This is a genomic window from Nocardioides candidus, assembly GCF_041321175.1.
In the GTDB taxonomy this organism is placed as follows: Bacteria; Actinomycetota; Actinomycetes; order Propionibacteriales; family Nocardioidaceae; genus Nocardioides.
Genome location: NZ_JBGGWC010000001.1, coordinates 863,829 through 878,400, shown reverse-complemented (window position 1 = coordinate 878,400; position 14,572 = coordinate 863,829). Strand labels below are relative to the sequence as shown.

General features: G+C 68.8%; 14 protein-coding genes. 1 reads left to right on the top strand and 13 read right to left on the bottom strand.

Features of this window, described 5'->3' with window-relative positions; genetic code table 11:
- Positions 1–142: 142 nt before the first annotated feature.
- The 13 genes from ACAX67_RS04355 to rplJ form a co-directional block, all read right to left on the bottom strand.
- The gene (locus ACAX67_RS04355; protein WP_370702584.1) at positions 143–1,120 is read right to left on the bottom strand and encodes a J domain-containing protein; all 978 of its coding nucleotides are present in this window, start codon (positions 1,118–1,120) and stop codon (positions 143–145) included.
- Positions 1,117–1,869 (bottom strand): hypothetical protein, encoded by a 753-nt coding sequence (locus ACAX67_RS04350; RefSeq protein ID WP_370702583.1) that lies wholly within the window; start codon positions 1,867–1,869, stop codon positions 1,117–1,119. The genes ACAX67_RS04355 and ACAX67_RS04350 overlap by 4 nt, the downstream gene beginning before the upstream one ends.
- Positions 1,866–3,149, bottom strand: a complete 1,284-nt coding sequence (locus ACAX67_RS04345) for an MlaD family protein (protein WP_370702582.1) — start codon at positions 3,147–3,149, stop codon at positions 1,866–1,868. Before ACAX67_RS04345 ends, ACAX67_RS04350 begins: the two co-directional genes overlap by 4 nt.
- The gene (locus ACAX67_RS04340) at positions 3,146–4,573 is read right to left on the bottom strand and encodes an MCE family protein (RefSeq protein WP_370702581.1); all 1,428 of its coding nucleotides are present in this window, start codon (positions 4,571–4,573) and stop codon (positions 3,146–3,148) included. The genes ACAX67_RS04345 and ACAX67_RS04340 overlap by 4 nt, the downstream gene beginning before the upstream one ends.
- Positions 4,570–5,715 carry an MCE family protein gene (locus ACAX67_RS04335; RefSeq protein ID WP_370702580.1) on the bottom strand — a complete coding sequence of 382 codons (1,146 nt, stop codon included), beginning with the start codon at positions 5,713–5,715 and terminating at the stop codon, positions 4,570–4,572. The genes ACAX67_RS04340 and ACAX67_RS04335 overlap by 4 nt, the downstream gene beginning before the upstream one ends.
- Positions 5,715–6,695, bottom strand: a complete 981-nt coding sequence (locus tag ACAX67_RS04330; protein ID WP_370702579.1) for an MCE family protein — start codon at positions 6,693–6,695, stop codon at positions 5,715–5,717. Before ACAX67_RS04330 ends, ACAX67_RS04335 begins: the two co-directional genes overlap by 1 nt.
- Positions 6,692–7,729 (bottom strand): MCE family protein, encoded by a 1,038-nt coding sequence (locus tag ACAX67_RS04325; RefSeq protein WP_370702578.1) that lies wholly within the window; start codon positions 7,727–7,729, stop codon positions 6,692–6,694. Before ACAX67_RS04325 ends, ACAX67_RS04330 begins: the two co-directional genes overlap by 4 nt.
- Positions 7,729–9,006, bottom strand: a complete 1,278-nt coding sequence (locus ACAX67_RS04320; protein WP_370702577.1) for an MCE family protein — start codon at positions 9,004–9,006, stop codon at positions 7,729–7,731. The genes ACAX67_RS04325 and ACAX67_RS04320 overlap by 1 nt, the downstream gene beginning before the upstream one ends.
- Positions 9,007–9,013: 7 nt before the next feature.
- Positions 9,014–9,841, bottom strand: a complete 828-nt coding sequence (locus ACAX67_RS04315; protein ID WP_370702576.1) for an MlaE family ABC transporter permease — start codon at positions 9,839–9,841, stop codon at positions 9,014–9,016.
- 11 nt (positions 9,842–9,852) lie between these two features.
- Positions 9,853–10,635 (bottom strand): MlaE family ABC transporter permease, encoded by a 783-nt coding sequence (locus ACAX67_RS04310; RefSeq protein ID WP_370702575.1) that lies wholly within the window; start codon positions 10,633–10,635, stop codon positions 9,853–9,855.
- A gap of 8 nt (positions 10,636–10,643) precedes the next feature.
- Complete coding sequence (locus tag ACAX67_RS04305; protein WP_370702574.1) at positions 10,644–11,597, bottom strand: ABC transporter ATP-binding protein; 954 nt, start codon at positions 11,595–11,597, stop codon at positions 10,644–10,646.
- A gap of 208 nt (positions 11,598–11,805) precedes the next feature.
- On the bottom strand, positions 11,806–12,198 hold the full coding sequence (rplL, locus tag ACAX67_RS04300) for a 50S ribosomal protein L7/L12 (protein WP_370702573.1): 393 nt from the start codon (positions 12,196–12,198) through the stop codon (positions 11,806–11,808).
- An 89-nt stretch (positions 12,199–12,287) separates the two neighbouring features.
- Positions 12,288–12,962: a 50S ribosomal protein L10 gene (gene rplJ, locus ACAX67_RS04295; RefSeq protein ID WP_370702572.1), complete on the bottom strand. Its 675-nt coding sequence runs from the start codon at positions 12,960–12,962 to the stop codon at positions 12,288–12,290.
- A gap of 327 nt (positions 12,963–13,289) precedes the next feature.
- Between rplJ and ACAX67_RS04290 the strand changes: the two genes are divergently transcribed.
- Positions 13,290–14,570 (top strand): aspartate aminotransferase type Ic, encoded by a 1,281-nt coding sequence (locus ACAX67_RS04290; protein ID WP_370702571.1) that lies wholly within the window; start codon positions 13,290–13,292, stop codon positions 14,568–14,570.
- Positions 14,571–14,572: the final 2 nt, after the last annotated feature.

Below are 14,572 nucleotides of genomic sequence, written 5' to 3'. Positions count from 1 at the left end.
CGAACTCAGGGCGCAAACCAATACCAGCGCCACCCTCAGGCCGAGTACTTCGTCAGCCTGGAACGAGCCTTCACGGGATCATGCTGCCCGGACCCCCCTCAGTCAAGCGCCTGCCCGGCGCGGCGAGGGGTCGGAGAGCCGATCAGGAGCAGTCGGACTCGGTGCAGATGTCGTCGATCAGCCAGTCCCCGTGGTCCTCGACCATGCTCAGGGTGGCCCACATCTGCAACGGGCGCGGCTCCGAGCGGCCCTTCTGGCTCTCCTGGTCGACGTAGACCACGACGGTGGCCCGATCACCCTCCGGGGAGACCCGGGTGAGGCCGGTGCCCCGCACGACCGCGGTGACGACGACCTTCTCCGACACCACCTGGTCGCGCAGCGTCGTGCCGGCGTCGGTCTTCTGGTCGAAGAGGTCCGTGCGCTGGGCGGCGAAGTCGTCGGTGAGGTACTTCTCCGCCTCGGCGAAGTCGGCGTCGAGGGTGCGGTAGTCGTAGCCGAGCACGGCGGGTACGGCGGCAGATGCTGCCGCGACCGCCTCACGGCCGGCCTCCTCCGAGCTCGACTCCCCGGTCTCCTGCTTCTTGGGCGAGTCGTCGCCCAGGCTGCCCGGCCAGGCGAGCACCACGACCATCAGCGCGAGCGCGAGCACGGCGACCCCCGCGGCCACGAGGAGCGACCAGGTCGGCACGCCGCCCTGCTGGGCGTCCACCACGGGCGCGGGCTCGGCGTCCGCCACCGGAGGCGGAGCCACCGGAGGCGGAGCCACCGTCGGCTCGGCCGGGACGGGCTCGGTCACGGCGACGGGCTCGTGGACGTCGGCGGGCTCGCGGACCTCGTCCGGCGCCCGGACCTCGACCGGCTCGCGCACGTCGGCGCGCTCGGCGATCGGCGCCTCCTCGGCCTCGTCGGCCTCCGCCTCGGCGTCGCGCGCAGAGGCGAGCTCGGCGTCGTACGCCGTCCGCTTGTCCTCGTCGAGCAGCACCGCCGCGGCGTCGTTGTAGGCGCGGAAGCGGCGGTCGGTCGGGTCGAGGTCGGCGATCGCGGCCTTCCACGCGGCCTTGACCTCGTCGGCGCTCGCGGTCTCGTCGACGTCGAGCAGGTCGTAGAGGCTGATGCTCACTGCTCGCCCTCCGTCGTGCCCGCCGAGCCGGAGGTGGCGTCCTGCGACGGCGACTCGGTGCCCGGGCTGGTCGACGGGGTGCTGCCCGGCGTCGTCTCGGGGATCGCGGGCTGGGTGAAGGAGGGGCGACCGTCGTCGATGTCGTCGAAGTCGTCGACCAGCCAGTGCCCGTCGATCTTCACCAGGTCGACCTCGTAGCGGAACCGCTGGGGACCGGTCGAGATCGTCTTCTCGCCGTCGGTCGACCCGTCACCGCCCTTGTCCCCCTTGCCGCCCTTGCCCTTGTAGGGATAGGCCAGCTCGATCGTGCCGGCGACCAGCACCTTGGCCGAGTCGGCGTCCTGCGAGGCCACGCCCACGGCGTACACCGTGCCGGTGCTCGAGGCCTTGAGCTGGGCGACGGTCTGCTCGGGGATCTTCACGGCGTCCTTGAAGACGTCGGCGAACTTGGGGCTCATCAGGTCGGTGATCTCCGCGTACTGCGGCAGGTGGCCCTGGTCGTCGAGCATGTCCGGGCCGTAGGTGTTGAAGCGCGTCGCGAACTCCCTGGAGACGCTCAACAGCTGCTCGCGGTCCTTCTCCGCCCCGGAGGCCGGCACGGCGTCGTCCTTGAGCGACTGGACCTTGTCGCCGATGCTGTCGCCGGCGCCGCGCGTGAGGACCACACCGACGGACACGGCGAGGCACACGACGATCACCAGGACCAGCACGACCAGGAGGGCCAGCCGGCGGGCAGGCGGCAGCGTCACTCCTGAGCGTCCAGCAGTGGTTCGAGGTAAAGCCACTTCCACGAGTCCTCTCCGAGCGACGGCGGCGCCACGTTACCGCTCGGTGCCAAGGCCGCCGCGCGGCCGCCCCAGGCGAACTGCTTGCTCTCGGGGTCGTAGGTGCCCAGCACCTTCTGCCTCGGGTCGATCCCCGGTGCCACCCGCGACAGGTTCTGGTAGCCGCGCGGGTTGCTCTTGGTCGGCGGCTCGGTGCACTTCACGTCGAGGTTCATCGGGGTGTCGCCGCGCTGGCTCGGGCTGCGGTGCTTCGTGCCCTCGTACCCCTGGTAGCACAGCGGTGTCGTGGTGATGATCAGACCGATGTGGGCGTCGTAGAGGCCGGTCTGGGGGCTCTTGGCGGTCACGCCGAAGGAACCCTCGAGCAGGATCGGGTAGGCGATGAGCAGGGTGCGGAGGCCGGCGAGGTTCTTCACGACCACGCGACCGACCGTGACCACGTTGTTGAGGAGGTCGGAGAGCTCGGCCTCGTTCTGCTCCAGGAAGGTGCGCAGCTGGTTGGCCGTGAAGGAGCCGGAGTCGATGACCTTGCGCAGGTCCTTGTCGGCGCCCGCCACCGCGCCGGTGAAGACGCGCAGCTGGCTGGCGAAGGTGCGCAGCGAGCCCTCCGACCCGACCTGGGTCTTGAGCACCGTGTTGGAGTCGCGGATCAGCGCGGTCGTGACGTCGAAGTTCTCGTCGGCCGCCTCGATGAAGTCGTTGCCGGTGTCGATGATCTTCTGCAGGTCGTCGCCCGTGCCGTCGAAGGCGACGCCGAGCTCGTGGACCGTGGTGCGCAGGGCGTCCTGGTCGACGCTGCCGACGGTGGTGGCGATGTCGCCGAGCAGCTTCTCCGTCTGGATCGGCGTGGCGACGTCGGAGATCTCCGATCCGTCCTTCAGGTAGGGCCCGTCGTCGGTGTTGGGCTGCAGCTCGACGTACTGCTCGCCCACCGCCGACCGGTTGCCCACCAGGGCACGGGTGTCGGACGGGATCTTGTCCCACTCGTTGTCGATCTCGAGCCGGACGTCGACGCCGTCCTTGGTGAGCGTCAGGCTCTTGACCTCGCCGATCCGCACGCCGCGGTAGGTGACCTCGCCGCCGGCGAAGATGCCCCCGGACTCGGGGTAGTGCGCGGTCACGGTGTAGCTCTGGTCCCACAGCAGCCGGTCGAGCTTCGCGTAGCGCGCACCCACGAACGAGACACCCAGCAACGTGATGATCGCGAAGATGACGAGCTGGACCTTCGTGCGACGGGTGATCACGGCGCCACCTTCGGTCCGGTGACCGGGGTCGCGAGGAACAGCGCCAGGTCGGCGTCGTCGCCGAACCGCTCGTCCCAGGCATCCTTGTCGGCGCCGGTCAGCGTGGGCACCGGCCGCGGCAGCAGGCCGTTGCCGAGGTTGCCGATCACACCGTCGAGGAGGTCGCCGATGACGGTGCCCTGGTCACTCGCCTGACCATCGCGCGGCAGCAGGCCGCACAGGACCGGGAGGTTGACCGCGTCGCAGACCTCGTCGAGCAGATAGTCGGGCAGCCGCGCACAGGCCTGCGGGTCAGGTGGCGTCTTGAGGCACTTCTGGATCGCCGACTGCACGCCGTGGCACAGGTTGTTCAGGTCGAGCAGCTGGTCGAGCGGGGTGTTGTCGGGCAGCTCGTTGAACGGGATGCACAGCACGTCGGGCAGCGAGAGGTTGTTGAGGTCGAGATCGAGGTTGATCGAGAGGTTGACGTAGTCGCCGAAGTGGAGGTTGTGCGCCACGGCGGGGTCGCGACCGATCACGTCGTCGCCGAACGGGAACAGGTAGACGATGTTGAGAGCGTCGATGAAGTCCTGGCCGGCGTTGTTGAGCTGGGTGAGGACCGGGTCGAGCTCCTGCAACGTGCTGATCGTGGAGTCCTTGGTCGTCTTGATCACGCGGACCCCGACGTCGCTGAGCCGGTTGAGCCCCTGCAGCATCCGCACCAGGTCCTGGCGCTGGCGGCTGATCGAGTCGAGGGCGCTCGGCAGCATCTCGAGCGCGTCGTCGATGCTGCGTTGGTGCTGCCGGGCCTCGAGGGCGAGGCGGTTGAGGGAGTCGATCGCGTTGACGATGTCGGCCTTGCGGTCGTCGAGCTGGCTCACCAGCGACTGGACCTGGGTGAGGACCGAGCGCGCGGAGTCCTCGCGGCCCTCGAGCGCGTTGTTGAGCTCCTTGGTGATCGTCTTCAGCTGGGCGACGCCACCGCCGTTCAGGAGCAGGCTCAACGCACCCAGGACCTCCTCGACCTCCGGGTTGCGCCCGGTGTGGTCGAGCGGGATCACGTCGTTGTCGCCGAGGAGGTTGTCGGACGCCCCGGTCGTCGGCGCCTGCAGCGACACGAACTTCTCGCCCAGGAGGCTCGTCTGGCGGATCGAGGCCGTTGCGTTGTCCGGCAGTCCGGTGTCGTTGCGGAGCTGGATCGTCACGACGGCGGTGTAGCCGTCGAGCTTGACGTCGGTGACCTGGCCGACCGTCACGTCGGCCACCTTCACCGAGGACTTCGGCACCAGGTCGAGGACGTCGGCGAACTCCACCTTGACCGAGATCGGGTCGTCGCCCACGTCGGCACCACCGGGCAGCGGCAGCTTGTAGACGTCGAAGTCGCACCCGGTGAGCAGGAGGGCGCTCGCGAGGAGGGCGACGAGTGCGCGCAACCGCCGGTTCATCGCGACACCTCCACGAGTCCGTTGAGCGTGGGGTCGAACGGTTGGTCGTCGGCACGGGAGCCCGAGCCGGCGCCGAGCGGCGCGTTGCGCGGCAGGACCCCGGTGATGATGTCGCAGATGTGACCGTTGGGGTCGTCGGCCGACACCAGCGCGCAGAGCAGCTGGCCCGGGTTGCTGGTCAGCTCGTGGACCAGGTTGCCGAGGTTGGCGTTGGCGTCGAGCGTGCCGGACTGCGGGTTGTAGCCCAGGCCCAGGTTGTTGAGCGCGAGCGGGCCGGCCCGCAGGATGGTGTTGAGGTCGTCGCGACGCCGCACCAGGACCTTCGCGACCTGGTTGATGCCGCGGATGTTGCGGCTCAACGACGCCCTGTTCTCCTCGACGAAGTTGCCGACCACGTCGAGCGCGGTGCCGAGGTTCTTGAGCGCCGACGTCAGGTCGTTGCTCTCCCCGGCCAGCAGCTCGGACACGTTGCCCAGCGACTTGTTGAAGTCGCGCACGGTGCTGTCGTTGTCGGCAAGGGTCTTGATGAACGACTCGAGACGCTGGGCGGAGGAGAAGAGCTCCTCCTTGTTGTCGTCGAGGGTGCTGCTGAGGTCGCCGAAGTTCTCGATCGTCCGCTTGAAGTTCGCGCCCTGGCCGCCGAAGTTGCGCGCCGTCTGCTCGAGCAGGTCGGTGAGCGCGCCGTCGCTGTTGGCGCCGTTGGGACCGAGCGCGACGGTCAGCTTGTCGAGACTGCCGTAGATCTCGTCGAGCTCGAGCGGGATCGCGGTGCGGTCGGTCGGCAGCTCGGTGCCGTCGGCGAGGACGTCGCCGCCGGTGTAGGCCGGCGTGAGCTGGATGTAGCGGTCGCCGACCACCGACGGGGAGACGATGACGGCCTTGGCGTCGGCCGGGATCTTCACGTCCTTGTCGTAGTGCATGACGACCTTGACCTGGGTGCCCTCGGGCGTCACGGAGTCGACCTTGCCGACCGGCACGCCGAGGACCCGCACGTCACTGCCCTCGTAGACCGAGACGGTGCGCGGGAAGTACGCCGTCACCGAGCGGTCGCCGTGGTCGCCGCCGAAGGCCCAGAAGGCGCCGGCGGCCACGAGCGCGCCGATGATGATGAGCGGCACGAAGCGCTGGATCTTGTCGTACATCAGCCGATCCCTCCACCCAGGCCGGGGATGGGCGGCAGGTTCGAGATGTAGGTGTCCCACCAGGGCCCGTTGGCGAAGACGTTGGCGAACTCGACGTAGAACGGCGCGAGCATCTTCAGCGACTGGTCGAGGTTGTCCTGGTTCTTGGTGATCACCGCGAGCACCGACTCGAGGTGGCTGAGCGCCGGCTTGAGGTCGGCGCGCGAGTCGCGCACCAGGCCGGTCAGCTCCTCGCTGAGGTCCGAGGTGGCCACGAGGAGGTTGTGGATCGCATCGCGACGCTGCACGAGCGCACGGAACAGGACGTCGGCGTCATCCATCAGGTGGACGATGTCGGAGTCGCGCGCGTCGAGGACCGTCGAGACCCGCTCCAGGCTCTTGAGCAACGAGTTGATCTGCTCGTCGCGCGAGGCGACCACCTCGGACAACGCGGAGACGCCCTTGAGCGCCGCGCGGAACTCCTCCGGCGTGTTGCGCGTGAGGTCGGCAAGGGTGGACAGCGACTTCGCCAGCTGGTCGGTGTTGATGTCGGCCGAGGTCTTGGCGAGCCCGCTGAAGGCGTCGACGACGTTGAACGGCGACATGGTGCGCTCGGGCGGGATGGTGTCGCCCTCCTTGAGCTCACCGCCGCCGGACGGCTCGATCGAGAGGAACATCGAGCCGAGGATCGTCTTCACCTTGATCGCGGCCTTGGTCTCGTCGCCGAGCTTGGCGTCGGTCTTGATCTGGAAGCCCACCTTGACGTGGCCGTCGTCGAGCTCGATCGACTCGACCTTGCCGACCCGGACCCCGGCGAGGCGGACCTCGTCGTTGACCTTCAGTCCACCAGCCTCGTCGAACTCGGCGTAGTAGGTGTCACCGCCACCAATGAGCGGGAGGTCGGACGCGCGGAACGCGGCCAGGAACCCCAGCAGGAGCACGGCGATGCTGGCGAGGCCGATGACGACGGGATTGCGCTCCCGGAACGGCTTCATGCTCATGGCAGCGTGCACCTGTCTGCGCCGACGGAGTACTTCGGCTGCGCCAGCACGTTGTTGCCCAGCCGAACCGTGGCCTGGAAGTGGCACAGGTAGAAGTTGAACCACGATCCGTAGCTGCCGGTGCGGCCGTACTTGCGGATCTTGATCGGCGCGACCTGCAGCACCCGGTCGATCTCCCCACGGTTGCGGTCGAGCAGCTCGACGAACGAGCGCGCCTGCTTGATGTCGCGCACGAACGGCTCGTGGATGTCGTCGACCAGGCCGGCGGTCTGGACGGCCAGGTCGGAGATGCCGTCGAGCGAGGAGAGGATCGCCTGCCGGTCGTTCTTCAGGCCCCCCACCAGGGTCTGGAAGCTGCGGATCAGCGAGGTGAGCTGGTCGTCGCGGTCGGCGATGTGGTCGAGGACATAGGTGAGGTTGTCGAGCAGCTCACCGATCACCTTGTCGCGGTCGGCCAGCGTCGAGGTGATCGACGCGGTGCTCCCGAGCAGGCCCTCGAGGGTGCCCCCCTCGCCCTGGAAGACCTGGACGATCTCGTAGGACAGCTTGTTGATGTCGTCGGGCGAAAGCGCCTCGAAGAGCGGCTTGAAGCCGTTGAAGAGGACCGTGAGGTCGAGGGCCGGCTTGGTGCGCGTCACCGGGATCTCATCGTCCTCCTCCATCACCTTGTCGCCCTTGCCCTCCTGGGAGAGCGCGATGTAGCGCTGCCCGATCAGGTTGCGGAAGCGGATCGTGGCGTGGGTCGCGTCGTCGAGCCGGGTGTCGGAGTCGACGCTGAAGGTCACCAAGGCCTGGTGGTCGCCCTCGACCGCCACGTCCTGCACCGTGCCGACCTTCACACCCGCGACCCGGATGTCATCGCCCTTGTTGACGCCCGTGGCGTCGGCGAAGACGGCCTTGTAGGACGTCGTCGACCCGAAGGACAGGTTGCCGATCGTCGCGACGAGCACGCCGGTCGCGAGACCCGTGGTCAGCATGAAGATGAGGAGGCGGACGAGGTCACCGGTGGTCCGCTTGTCGAGGGTCAGCCCCATCAGCGATCACCCGCCTCGGCCACGATCGGACCGGCCAGGAGGACGCCGAGGTCGGAGCTCGCCGGGTCGCCGTACGCCTGCTTCAGCATCGAGCGGAGCACGGACACGTCACCGGGGGTGCCGCGGTAGCCGAGCGGGTCCCTGTCGAAGCCGGGTGCAACGCGGTCCGTCCCCTTTCCAGTGGGCTCGTCGACGCCGTCGTCGAAGTTCGGCGGGTTCTGGTAGGGGTGCTCCTGGTCCCAGGGCGGGCTCGGCAGGTTGTAGCAGTTGGGCCCGCGGGTGTCGCCGAAGTGGGGCTTGTCGTTGACGTTGTAGCGCCGCGGCTGGTTGGGGATCGTCTCGAGCACGATGTGCAGCTCGAAGCCGCGGAACGACTGCGCGATGCGCGGCTGGATGTTCGTGAGGGCGCCGAACACGCAGGGGAACTCTTTCGAGTAGCGGGCCAGCACCTCGAGCTGCTGGGTCGTCAGCTCGTTGGCCTCGCGGATCAGGTCACCGTTGCGGTCGAGGAAGCCGCGCGCGGTGTCGGCGAACGCCGTGATGTCGCGGAGCGCGGCGTTGAGCGTGGCCTCCTTCTCCTCGAGAGTGCCGGTCGTGACGATCGTGTCGTCGAGGATGTCGGCCACCTGGGGAAGGATGTCGGCGTAGATGTCGGCGGTCTTCGCGGTCAGCCGGAGGTCGTCGACCAGCGCCGGGATCTGCGGGTTGATCCGCTTGAGGTAGGAGTCGACGACCTCGAGGTTGTGGCCGAGCTCGTCGCCGCGTCCCTCGAGCGCGGTCGAGAGCGCGGACAGCGTGGTGTTGATGTCGGCGGGCCGCACCGCCTCCAGGAGCGGGTAGAGGTCGTTGAGGACCTCCTCGACCTCGGTGCCGAGGCGGGTCTTGGTGATCGTGGCGCCGGCCTGGATCGTGCCCTCGGGCCCGGACTGCGGGATCACCAGCGAGACGTACTTCTCACCGAAGAGCGTCTTGGGGACGATCGCGCCGGTCACGTTCGCCGGGATGTCGTCGACCTTGTCGGGGTAGAGCCCGAGCGTCAGCGTCGCGCCCTCGTCGTCGGCCTTCGCGTTGAGGACCTCGCCCACGATGACGCCGCGGATCTTCACGTCGGCGCGGTTGGGCAGCTGCAGCCCCGTCGAGGTCGTCTCCAGCTTGACCTCGTCGTAGTCGGCGAACTTCTTCGTGAAGATCGCGTAGGTCAACCAGACGCCGAGGAAGAGCAGCACGACGAAGATCACGCCGAGCGTCTTGTGGAAATTGAGGGCCTTGTCGAACATCGCCGCGTCACCCGGCCAGTCGGACGGTCGTGGACGCGCCCCAGATCGCCATGGACAGGAAGAGGTCGATCACGTTGATGGCCACGATGCTCGTGCGGACCGCACGACCCACCGCGACACCCACGCCCGCGGGACCGCCGGAGGCGGTGTAGCCGTGGTAGCAGTGGATCAGGATGACGACGACGGAGAAGACCAGCACCTTCCCGAAGGACCACAGGACGTCCCCGGGTGGCAGGAACTGGTTGAAGTAGTGGTCGTAGGTCCCCGACGACTGGCCGTAGTAGACCGTCACGACGAGCCGGCTCGCGACGTACGACGACAGCAGGCCGACGACGTAGAGCGGGACGATCGCGACGAGACCGGCGACGACGCGGGTCGCGACGAGGAACCGCATCGAGGGGATGGCCATCACCTCGAGGGCGTCGACCTCCTCGGAGATGCGCATGGCGCCGAGCTGGGCGGTGAAGCCGCAGCCGACCGTGGCGGCGAGCGCGATGCCGGCGACCAGCGGGGCGATCTCGCGGGTGTTGAAGTAGGCCGACACGAAGCCGGCGAAGGCGGCGGTGCCGAGCTGGTTGAGCGCCGCGTAGCCCGAGAGGCCCACCTGGGCACCGGTGAAGAACGTCATGCCGAGGATGACGCCGATGGTGCCGCCGATGACGGCCAGGGCGCCGGAGCCGAGGGTGACCTCGGCCAGGAGGCGGAGGATCTCGCGCGGGTAGTGCGAGATCGTCCGCGGGACCGCCGCGATGACGCGGAGGTAGAAGGCCAGCTCGTGCCCGAGGGTGTCGAGGCCCTTGAGCGGCCGCTCGTAGATCGCCTTTGCGTTCGCCATGTCGTCCCCCGCTAACCCGTCTTCGGCGGCACTACCTGCAGGTAGACCGTGCTGAGGATGAAGTTGACGACGAACAGCAGGAGGAAGGTGATGACGACCGACTCGTTCACGGCGTCACCGACGCCCTTCGGGCCACCGGCGGCGTTCATGCCCTTGTAGGCGGCGACGATCGCGGCGATGAGTCCGAAGACGAGCGCCTTGATCATCCCGATCCACACATCGGGCAACTGTGCCAGGGCGGTGAAGCTGGCCAGGTAGGCGCCCGGGGTGCCGTCCTGGAGGATCACGTTGAAGACGTAGCCACCGGCCACGCCGACCACGCTCACCATGCCGTTGAGGAACACGGCGACGAGCATGCAGGCGAGCACGCGCGGGGCGACCAGGCGCTGGATCGGGTCGATGCCCAGCACCATCATCGCGTCGAGCTCCTCGCGGATCTTCCGCGCGCCGAGGTCGGCCGCGATCGCCGAGCCACCGGCGCCGGCGATGAGGAGCGCGGTCGCGATGGGACCCGCTTGCTGGATGACGGCGAGCACCGACGCGGAGCCGGTGAACGACTGGGCGCCGAACTGCTTGATGAGGCCACCGACCTGCAGCGCGATGACCGCGCCGAAGGGGATCGCCACCAGAGCCGTGGGGATGATCGTGACCGACGCGATGAACCAGGCCTGCTGGAGGAACTCACGCAGCTGGAAGGGCCGTCGGAACAGCCCGCGCCCGACGTCGAGCCCGAAGGCGAAGAGCTTGCCTGCGGTCCCGACGGGCGCGAGGAAACGTGCCGCCGTGGAGGACAACGCCGACCTCAGTGGTTCGTCTGGTGCTCAGCATCGGCAGTGAACGACCCCGGCGGCGGGGTGATGCCGTTGAGCCGGCACCACTCGCCCGGGGGGCGCTGCGCCCTGCGCGGGATGCCGTTGGACGGCTCGAGCTGAAGCGGGATGGGGGGCAGGGGCGGCAGGTCCATGTCCTTCTCCGCCGCGAGCTGGTCGGCGTCCTTCTCCTCCGACATGCCGATCGGGCCGACCGTCTGGGCGTTGAGGAACTGACGCACCACCGGCTCGTCGGAGGAGAGGAGCATCTCGCGGGGGCCGTACATGGCCAGGTGCTTGTGGTAGAGCAGCCCGATCTGGTCGGGCACGACCCGGACGCTGTGGACGTCGTGGGTCACGATGAGGAACGTCGCGTCGATCTGGGCGTTGAGGTCGACGAACAGCTGGTTGATGAACGACGTGCGCACCGGGTCGAGGCCGGAGTCGGGCTCGTCGATGAGCAGGATCTCCGGGTCGAGGACGAGGGCACGGGCCAGGCCGGCCCGCTTGCGCATGCCGCCGGAGATCTCGCCGGGGAGCTTGAACTCCGCGCCGAGCAGACCCACCAGGTCCATCTTCTCCATGACGATGTCACGGATCTCCGACTCCGACTTGCGGGTGTGCTCGCGCAGCGGGAAGGCGACGTTGTCGTAGAGGTTCATCGAGCCGAACATCGCGCCGTCCTGGAACAGCACGCCGAAGAGCTTGCGCACCTCGTAGAGCTCCTTCTCGGAGCAGGAGGCGATGTCGGTGCCCTCGATGAGGATCGAGCCCTCGTCGGGCTTGATCAGGCCGATGAGCGCCTTCAGGAAGACGGACTTGCCCGTGCCGGACGGGCCGAGCATCACGGAGATCTCACCGGCAGGCAGCGTCAGGGTGACGCCCTTCCAGATGAGCTGCTTTCCGAACTGCTTGGTCAAGTTCGTCACTGCGACATCGACGCCCATGCTGACCTCTTCCTCATGACGTGCAACCCACCGACTGGTCGCTTTGGGAACAACGCGACCGCGTGGCGCACGTTACGCGGTAACCGTGGTCCACGTCACGCAGGGCCGCGATTCCGAGACGGTGCCGTCGCCGTACCGAAATGCGGAGAGGCGGGCCCCCTCACGGGGACCCGCCTCTCGATGCAGCGACGCGGACGCCGCTACGAGGTCACTTGAGGGTGACGGTGGCGCCGGCGGCCTCGAGGGCCTCCTTGGCCTTCTCGGCAGCGTCCTTGGCGACCTTCTCGAGGATCGGCTTCGGGGCGCCCTCGACGAGGTCCTTGGCCTCCTTCAGACCGAGGGAGGTCAGCGCGCGGACCTCCTTGATGACGTTGATCTTCTTGTCACCAGCGGCCTCGAGGATGACGTCGAACTCGTCCTGCGCGGCAGCGTCGTCGCCACCGGCAGCGGCACCGCCGGCGGCGGGGGCGGCGGCAACGGCGACCGGAGCGGCAGCGGTGACGCCGAAGGTCTCCTCGAACTGCTTCACGAACTCCGAGAGCTCGATGAGGGTCATCTCCTTGAACGCGTCGAGGAGCTCGTCAGTGCTGAGCTTCGCCATGGTGGCGTTTCCTTCCGTTGGTTGGCCGGCCGCGGTGTGCGGCTCGACCGGCCGAATATTGGGTACTGCAGGTGGTGGTGCCGGGCCGGTCAGGCCTCGGCGGTTTCGCCCTCGTCAGAGGCGACCTCGGCGGCCGGCTCCTCAGGAGCCGCCTCCTCGGCGGGTGCCTCGTCGGTGGGGGCCTCGGTCTCGACCGGGGCCTCCTCGGCGGCGACGGGCGTGCCCGCACCACCTGCGAGGATCGAGGGGTCCTCAGCGGCCTTGGCCTGGAGCGCACCCGCGAGACGGGCGGCCTGGGCCAGCGGCGCGTTGAGGAGGTAGACGGCCTGGCTGAGCGAAGCGAGCATCGCGCCCGCCAGCTTGCCCATCAGGACCTCGCGCGACTCGAGATCGGCCAGCTTGGCGATCTCGGCCGGGTCGAGGGCCTTGCCGTCCAGGACGCCACCCTTGATGACAAGGGCGGGGTTGGCCTTGGCAAAGTCACGCAGACCCTTCGCGGCCTCGACGACGTCGCCCGTGATGAAGGCGATCGCGGTCGGGCCGGAGAGGAGCTCATCGAAGCTCTCGATCCCCGCCTCCTTGGCGGCGATCTTGGCAAGCGTGTTCTTGACCACGGCGTAGCTGGCGTTCTCGCCGAGGGAGCGCCGCAGGTCCTGCAGCTGCTTCACGGTGAGCCCGCGGTACTCGGTCAGCACAGCACCGGCGGCATCACTGAACGAGCCAGTGATCTCCGCGACGGCGGCCTGCTTGTCTGCCCGCGCCATGGGTCTCCTTCCGGATCTGACCTCCGGTCGAAGCTCCCCTGAGATGACGGACGCCCTGAGCGCAGGCGCTCAGGGCGTGGACACCGGCTGCACCCCTGCGCAACCACTGGTCATGCTCTGATCCCCTACGCAGGCCGTCCCGCTCTCACGGAACCTTCGGTCGGCACTGAGGCAGCCCCGACAACCGGCGGTCTTAAGGTTTCGACGCTGAGCGTACGGCGGGCAGGTCGGTGGGTCCAAATCGGGGCGGCGGGCGGCGGGGCTCCCCCGACCGGCCGGGGCGAAACCCGGTGCGAGCGCACCCCCGGTCACTGGCACGATGGACCCGTGACCACCTCGACGCCCCTGTCCGCCCTCTCCGCCGACCAGCTCGCCGAGCGCCTGACCGCACTGCGGGCCGACTACGAGGCGCTGCAGGCCAAGGGGCTGAAGCTCGACCTGACGCGGGGCAAGCCGGGAGCGGACCAGCTCGACCTCTCCAACGGCCTGCTCGGCCTGCCGACGGGCTTCAAGGACCGCTCCGGCACCGACGTGCGCAACTACGGCGGGCTCGACGGCCTGGCCGAGGTGCGGGAGATCTTCGCCGACCTGCTCTCCGTCGACGCCGCGCAGGTCGTCGCGGGCGGCAACTCCAGCCTGACGATGATGTACCAGGTCGTCAGCTGGCTGCTCTCCCACGGCGGTCCCGACTCCCCACGCCCGTGGGCGCAGGAGGAGAAGGTCACCTTCATCTGCCCCGTCCCGGGCTACGACCGCCACTTCACGATGCTGGCCGAGCTCGGCATCGAGATGGTGACGGTGCCGATGCACCACGACGGCCCGGACGTGCCCGCGGTGCGCGCGCTCGTGGGCGACCCGTCGGTCAAGGGGCTGTGGCTGGTGCCGACCTACGCCAACCCGACCGGTGCGGTCTGCTCGACCGAGGTGGCCGCCGAGCTGATGGCGATGGAAACCGCCGCGCCCGACTTCCGGATCCTCTGGGACAACGCCTACGCCGTGCACCACCTGACCGACGAGGAGACCAAGAGCGCCGACGCGCTCGGCCTCGCCTCGGCGTCGGGCCACCCCAACCGCCCGATCATGTTCGCCTCCACCTCGAAGATCACCTTCGCCGGCGCGGGCGTGGCCGCGCTCGCGGCCTCGCCCGAGAACCGCGAGTGGTACCTCAAGCGCCTCTCCTTCGCCTCGATCGGCCCGGACAAGGTCAACCAGCTGCGGCACGTCGAGTTCTTCGGCGACGCCGACGGCGTACGCGCCCACATGCGCAAGCACCGCGACCTGATCGCGCCGAAGTTCGCAGCCGTCCAGGATGCGCTCACGGCCCGCCTCGACGGGCTGGGCATCGCCACCTGGAGCAAGCCGGTGGGCGGCTACTTCGTCGACCTCGACGTCCTCGACGGTACGGCGGCCCGGGTGGTCCAGCTCGCGAAGGACGCCGGCATCGCGCTGACCCCGGCGGGCTCGGCGTTCCCGCACGGCAACGACCCCGACGACCGCAACATCCGGCTGGCGCCGACCTTCCCGGTGCTCGCGGAGGTCGAGGCCGCGATGGCCGGCGTGGCCGTGTGCGTCGAGCTGGCCGCGGTCGAGCAGCTTGCCGGCGGCTGAGG

Bases quoted from the DNA above. Each gene is read 5' to 3' on its own strand.
- ACAX67_RS04340 (WP_370702581.1), bottom strand. From the start codon at position 4,573: ATGAACCGGCGGTTGCGCGCACTCGTCGCCCTCCTCGCGAGCGCCCTC.
- ACAX67_RS04335 (WP_370702580.1), bottom strand. From the start codon at position 5,715: ATGTACGACAAGATCCAGCGCTTCGTGCCGCTCATCATCATCGGCGCG.
- ACAX67_RS04330 (WP_370702579.1), bottom strand. From the start codon at position 6,695: ATGAGCATGAAGCCGTTCCGGGAGCGCAATCCCGTCGTCATCGGCCTC.
- ACAX67_RS04325 (WP_370702578.1), bottom strand. From the start codon at position 7,729: ATGGGGCTGACCCTCGACAAGCGGACCACCGGTGACCTCGTCCGCCTC.
- ACAX67_RS04320 (WP_370702577.1), bottom strand. From the start codon at position 9,006: ATGTTCGACAAGGCCCTCAATTTCCACAAGACGCTCGGCGTGATCTTC.
- ACAX67_RS04315 (WP_370702576.1), bottom strand. From the start codon at position 9,841: ATGGCGAACGCAAAGGCGATCTACGAGCGGCCGCTCAAGGGCCTCGAC.
- ACAX67_RS04305 (WP_370702574.1), bottom strand. From the start codon at position 11,597: ATGGGCGTCGATGTCGCAGTGACGAACTTGACCAAGCAGTTCGGAAAG.
- rplL (WP_370702573.1), bottom strand. From the start codon at position 12,198: ATGGCGAAGCTCAGCACTGACGAGCTCCTCGACGCGTTCAAGGAGATG.
- rplJ (WP_370702572.1), bottom strand. From the start codon at position 12,962: ATGGCGCGGGCAGACAAGCAGGCCGCCGTCGCGGAGATCACTGGCTCG.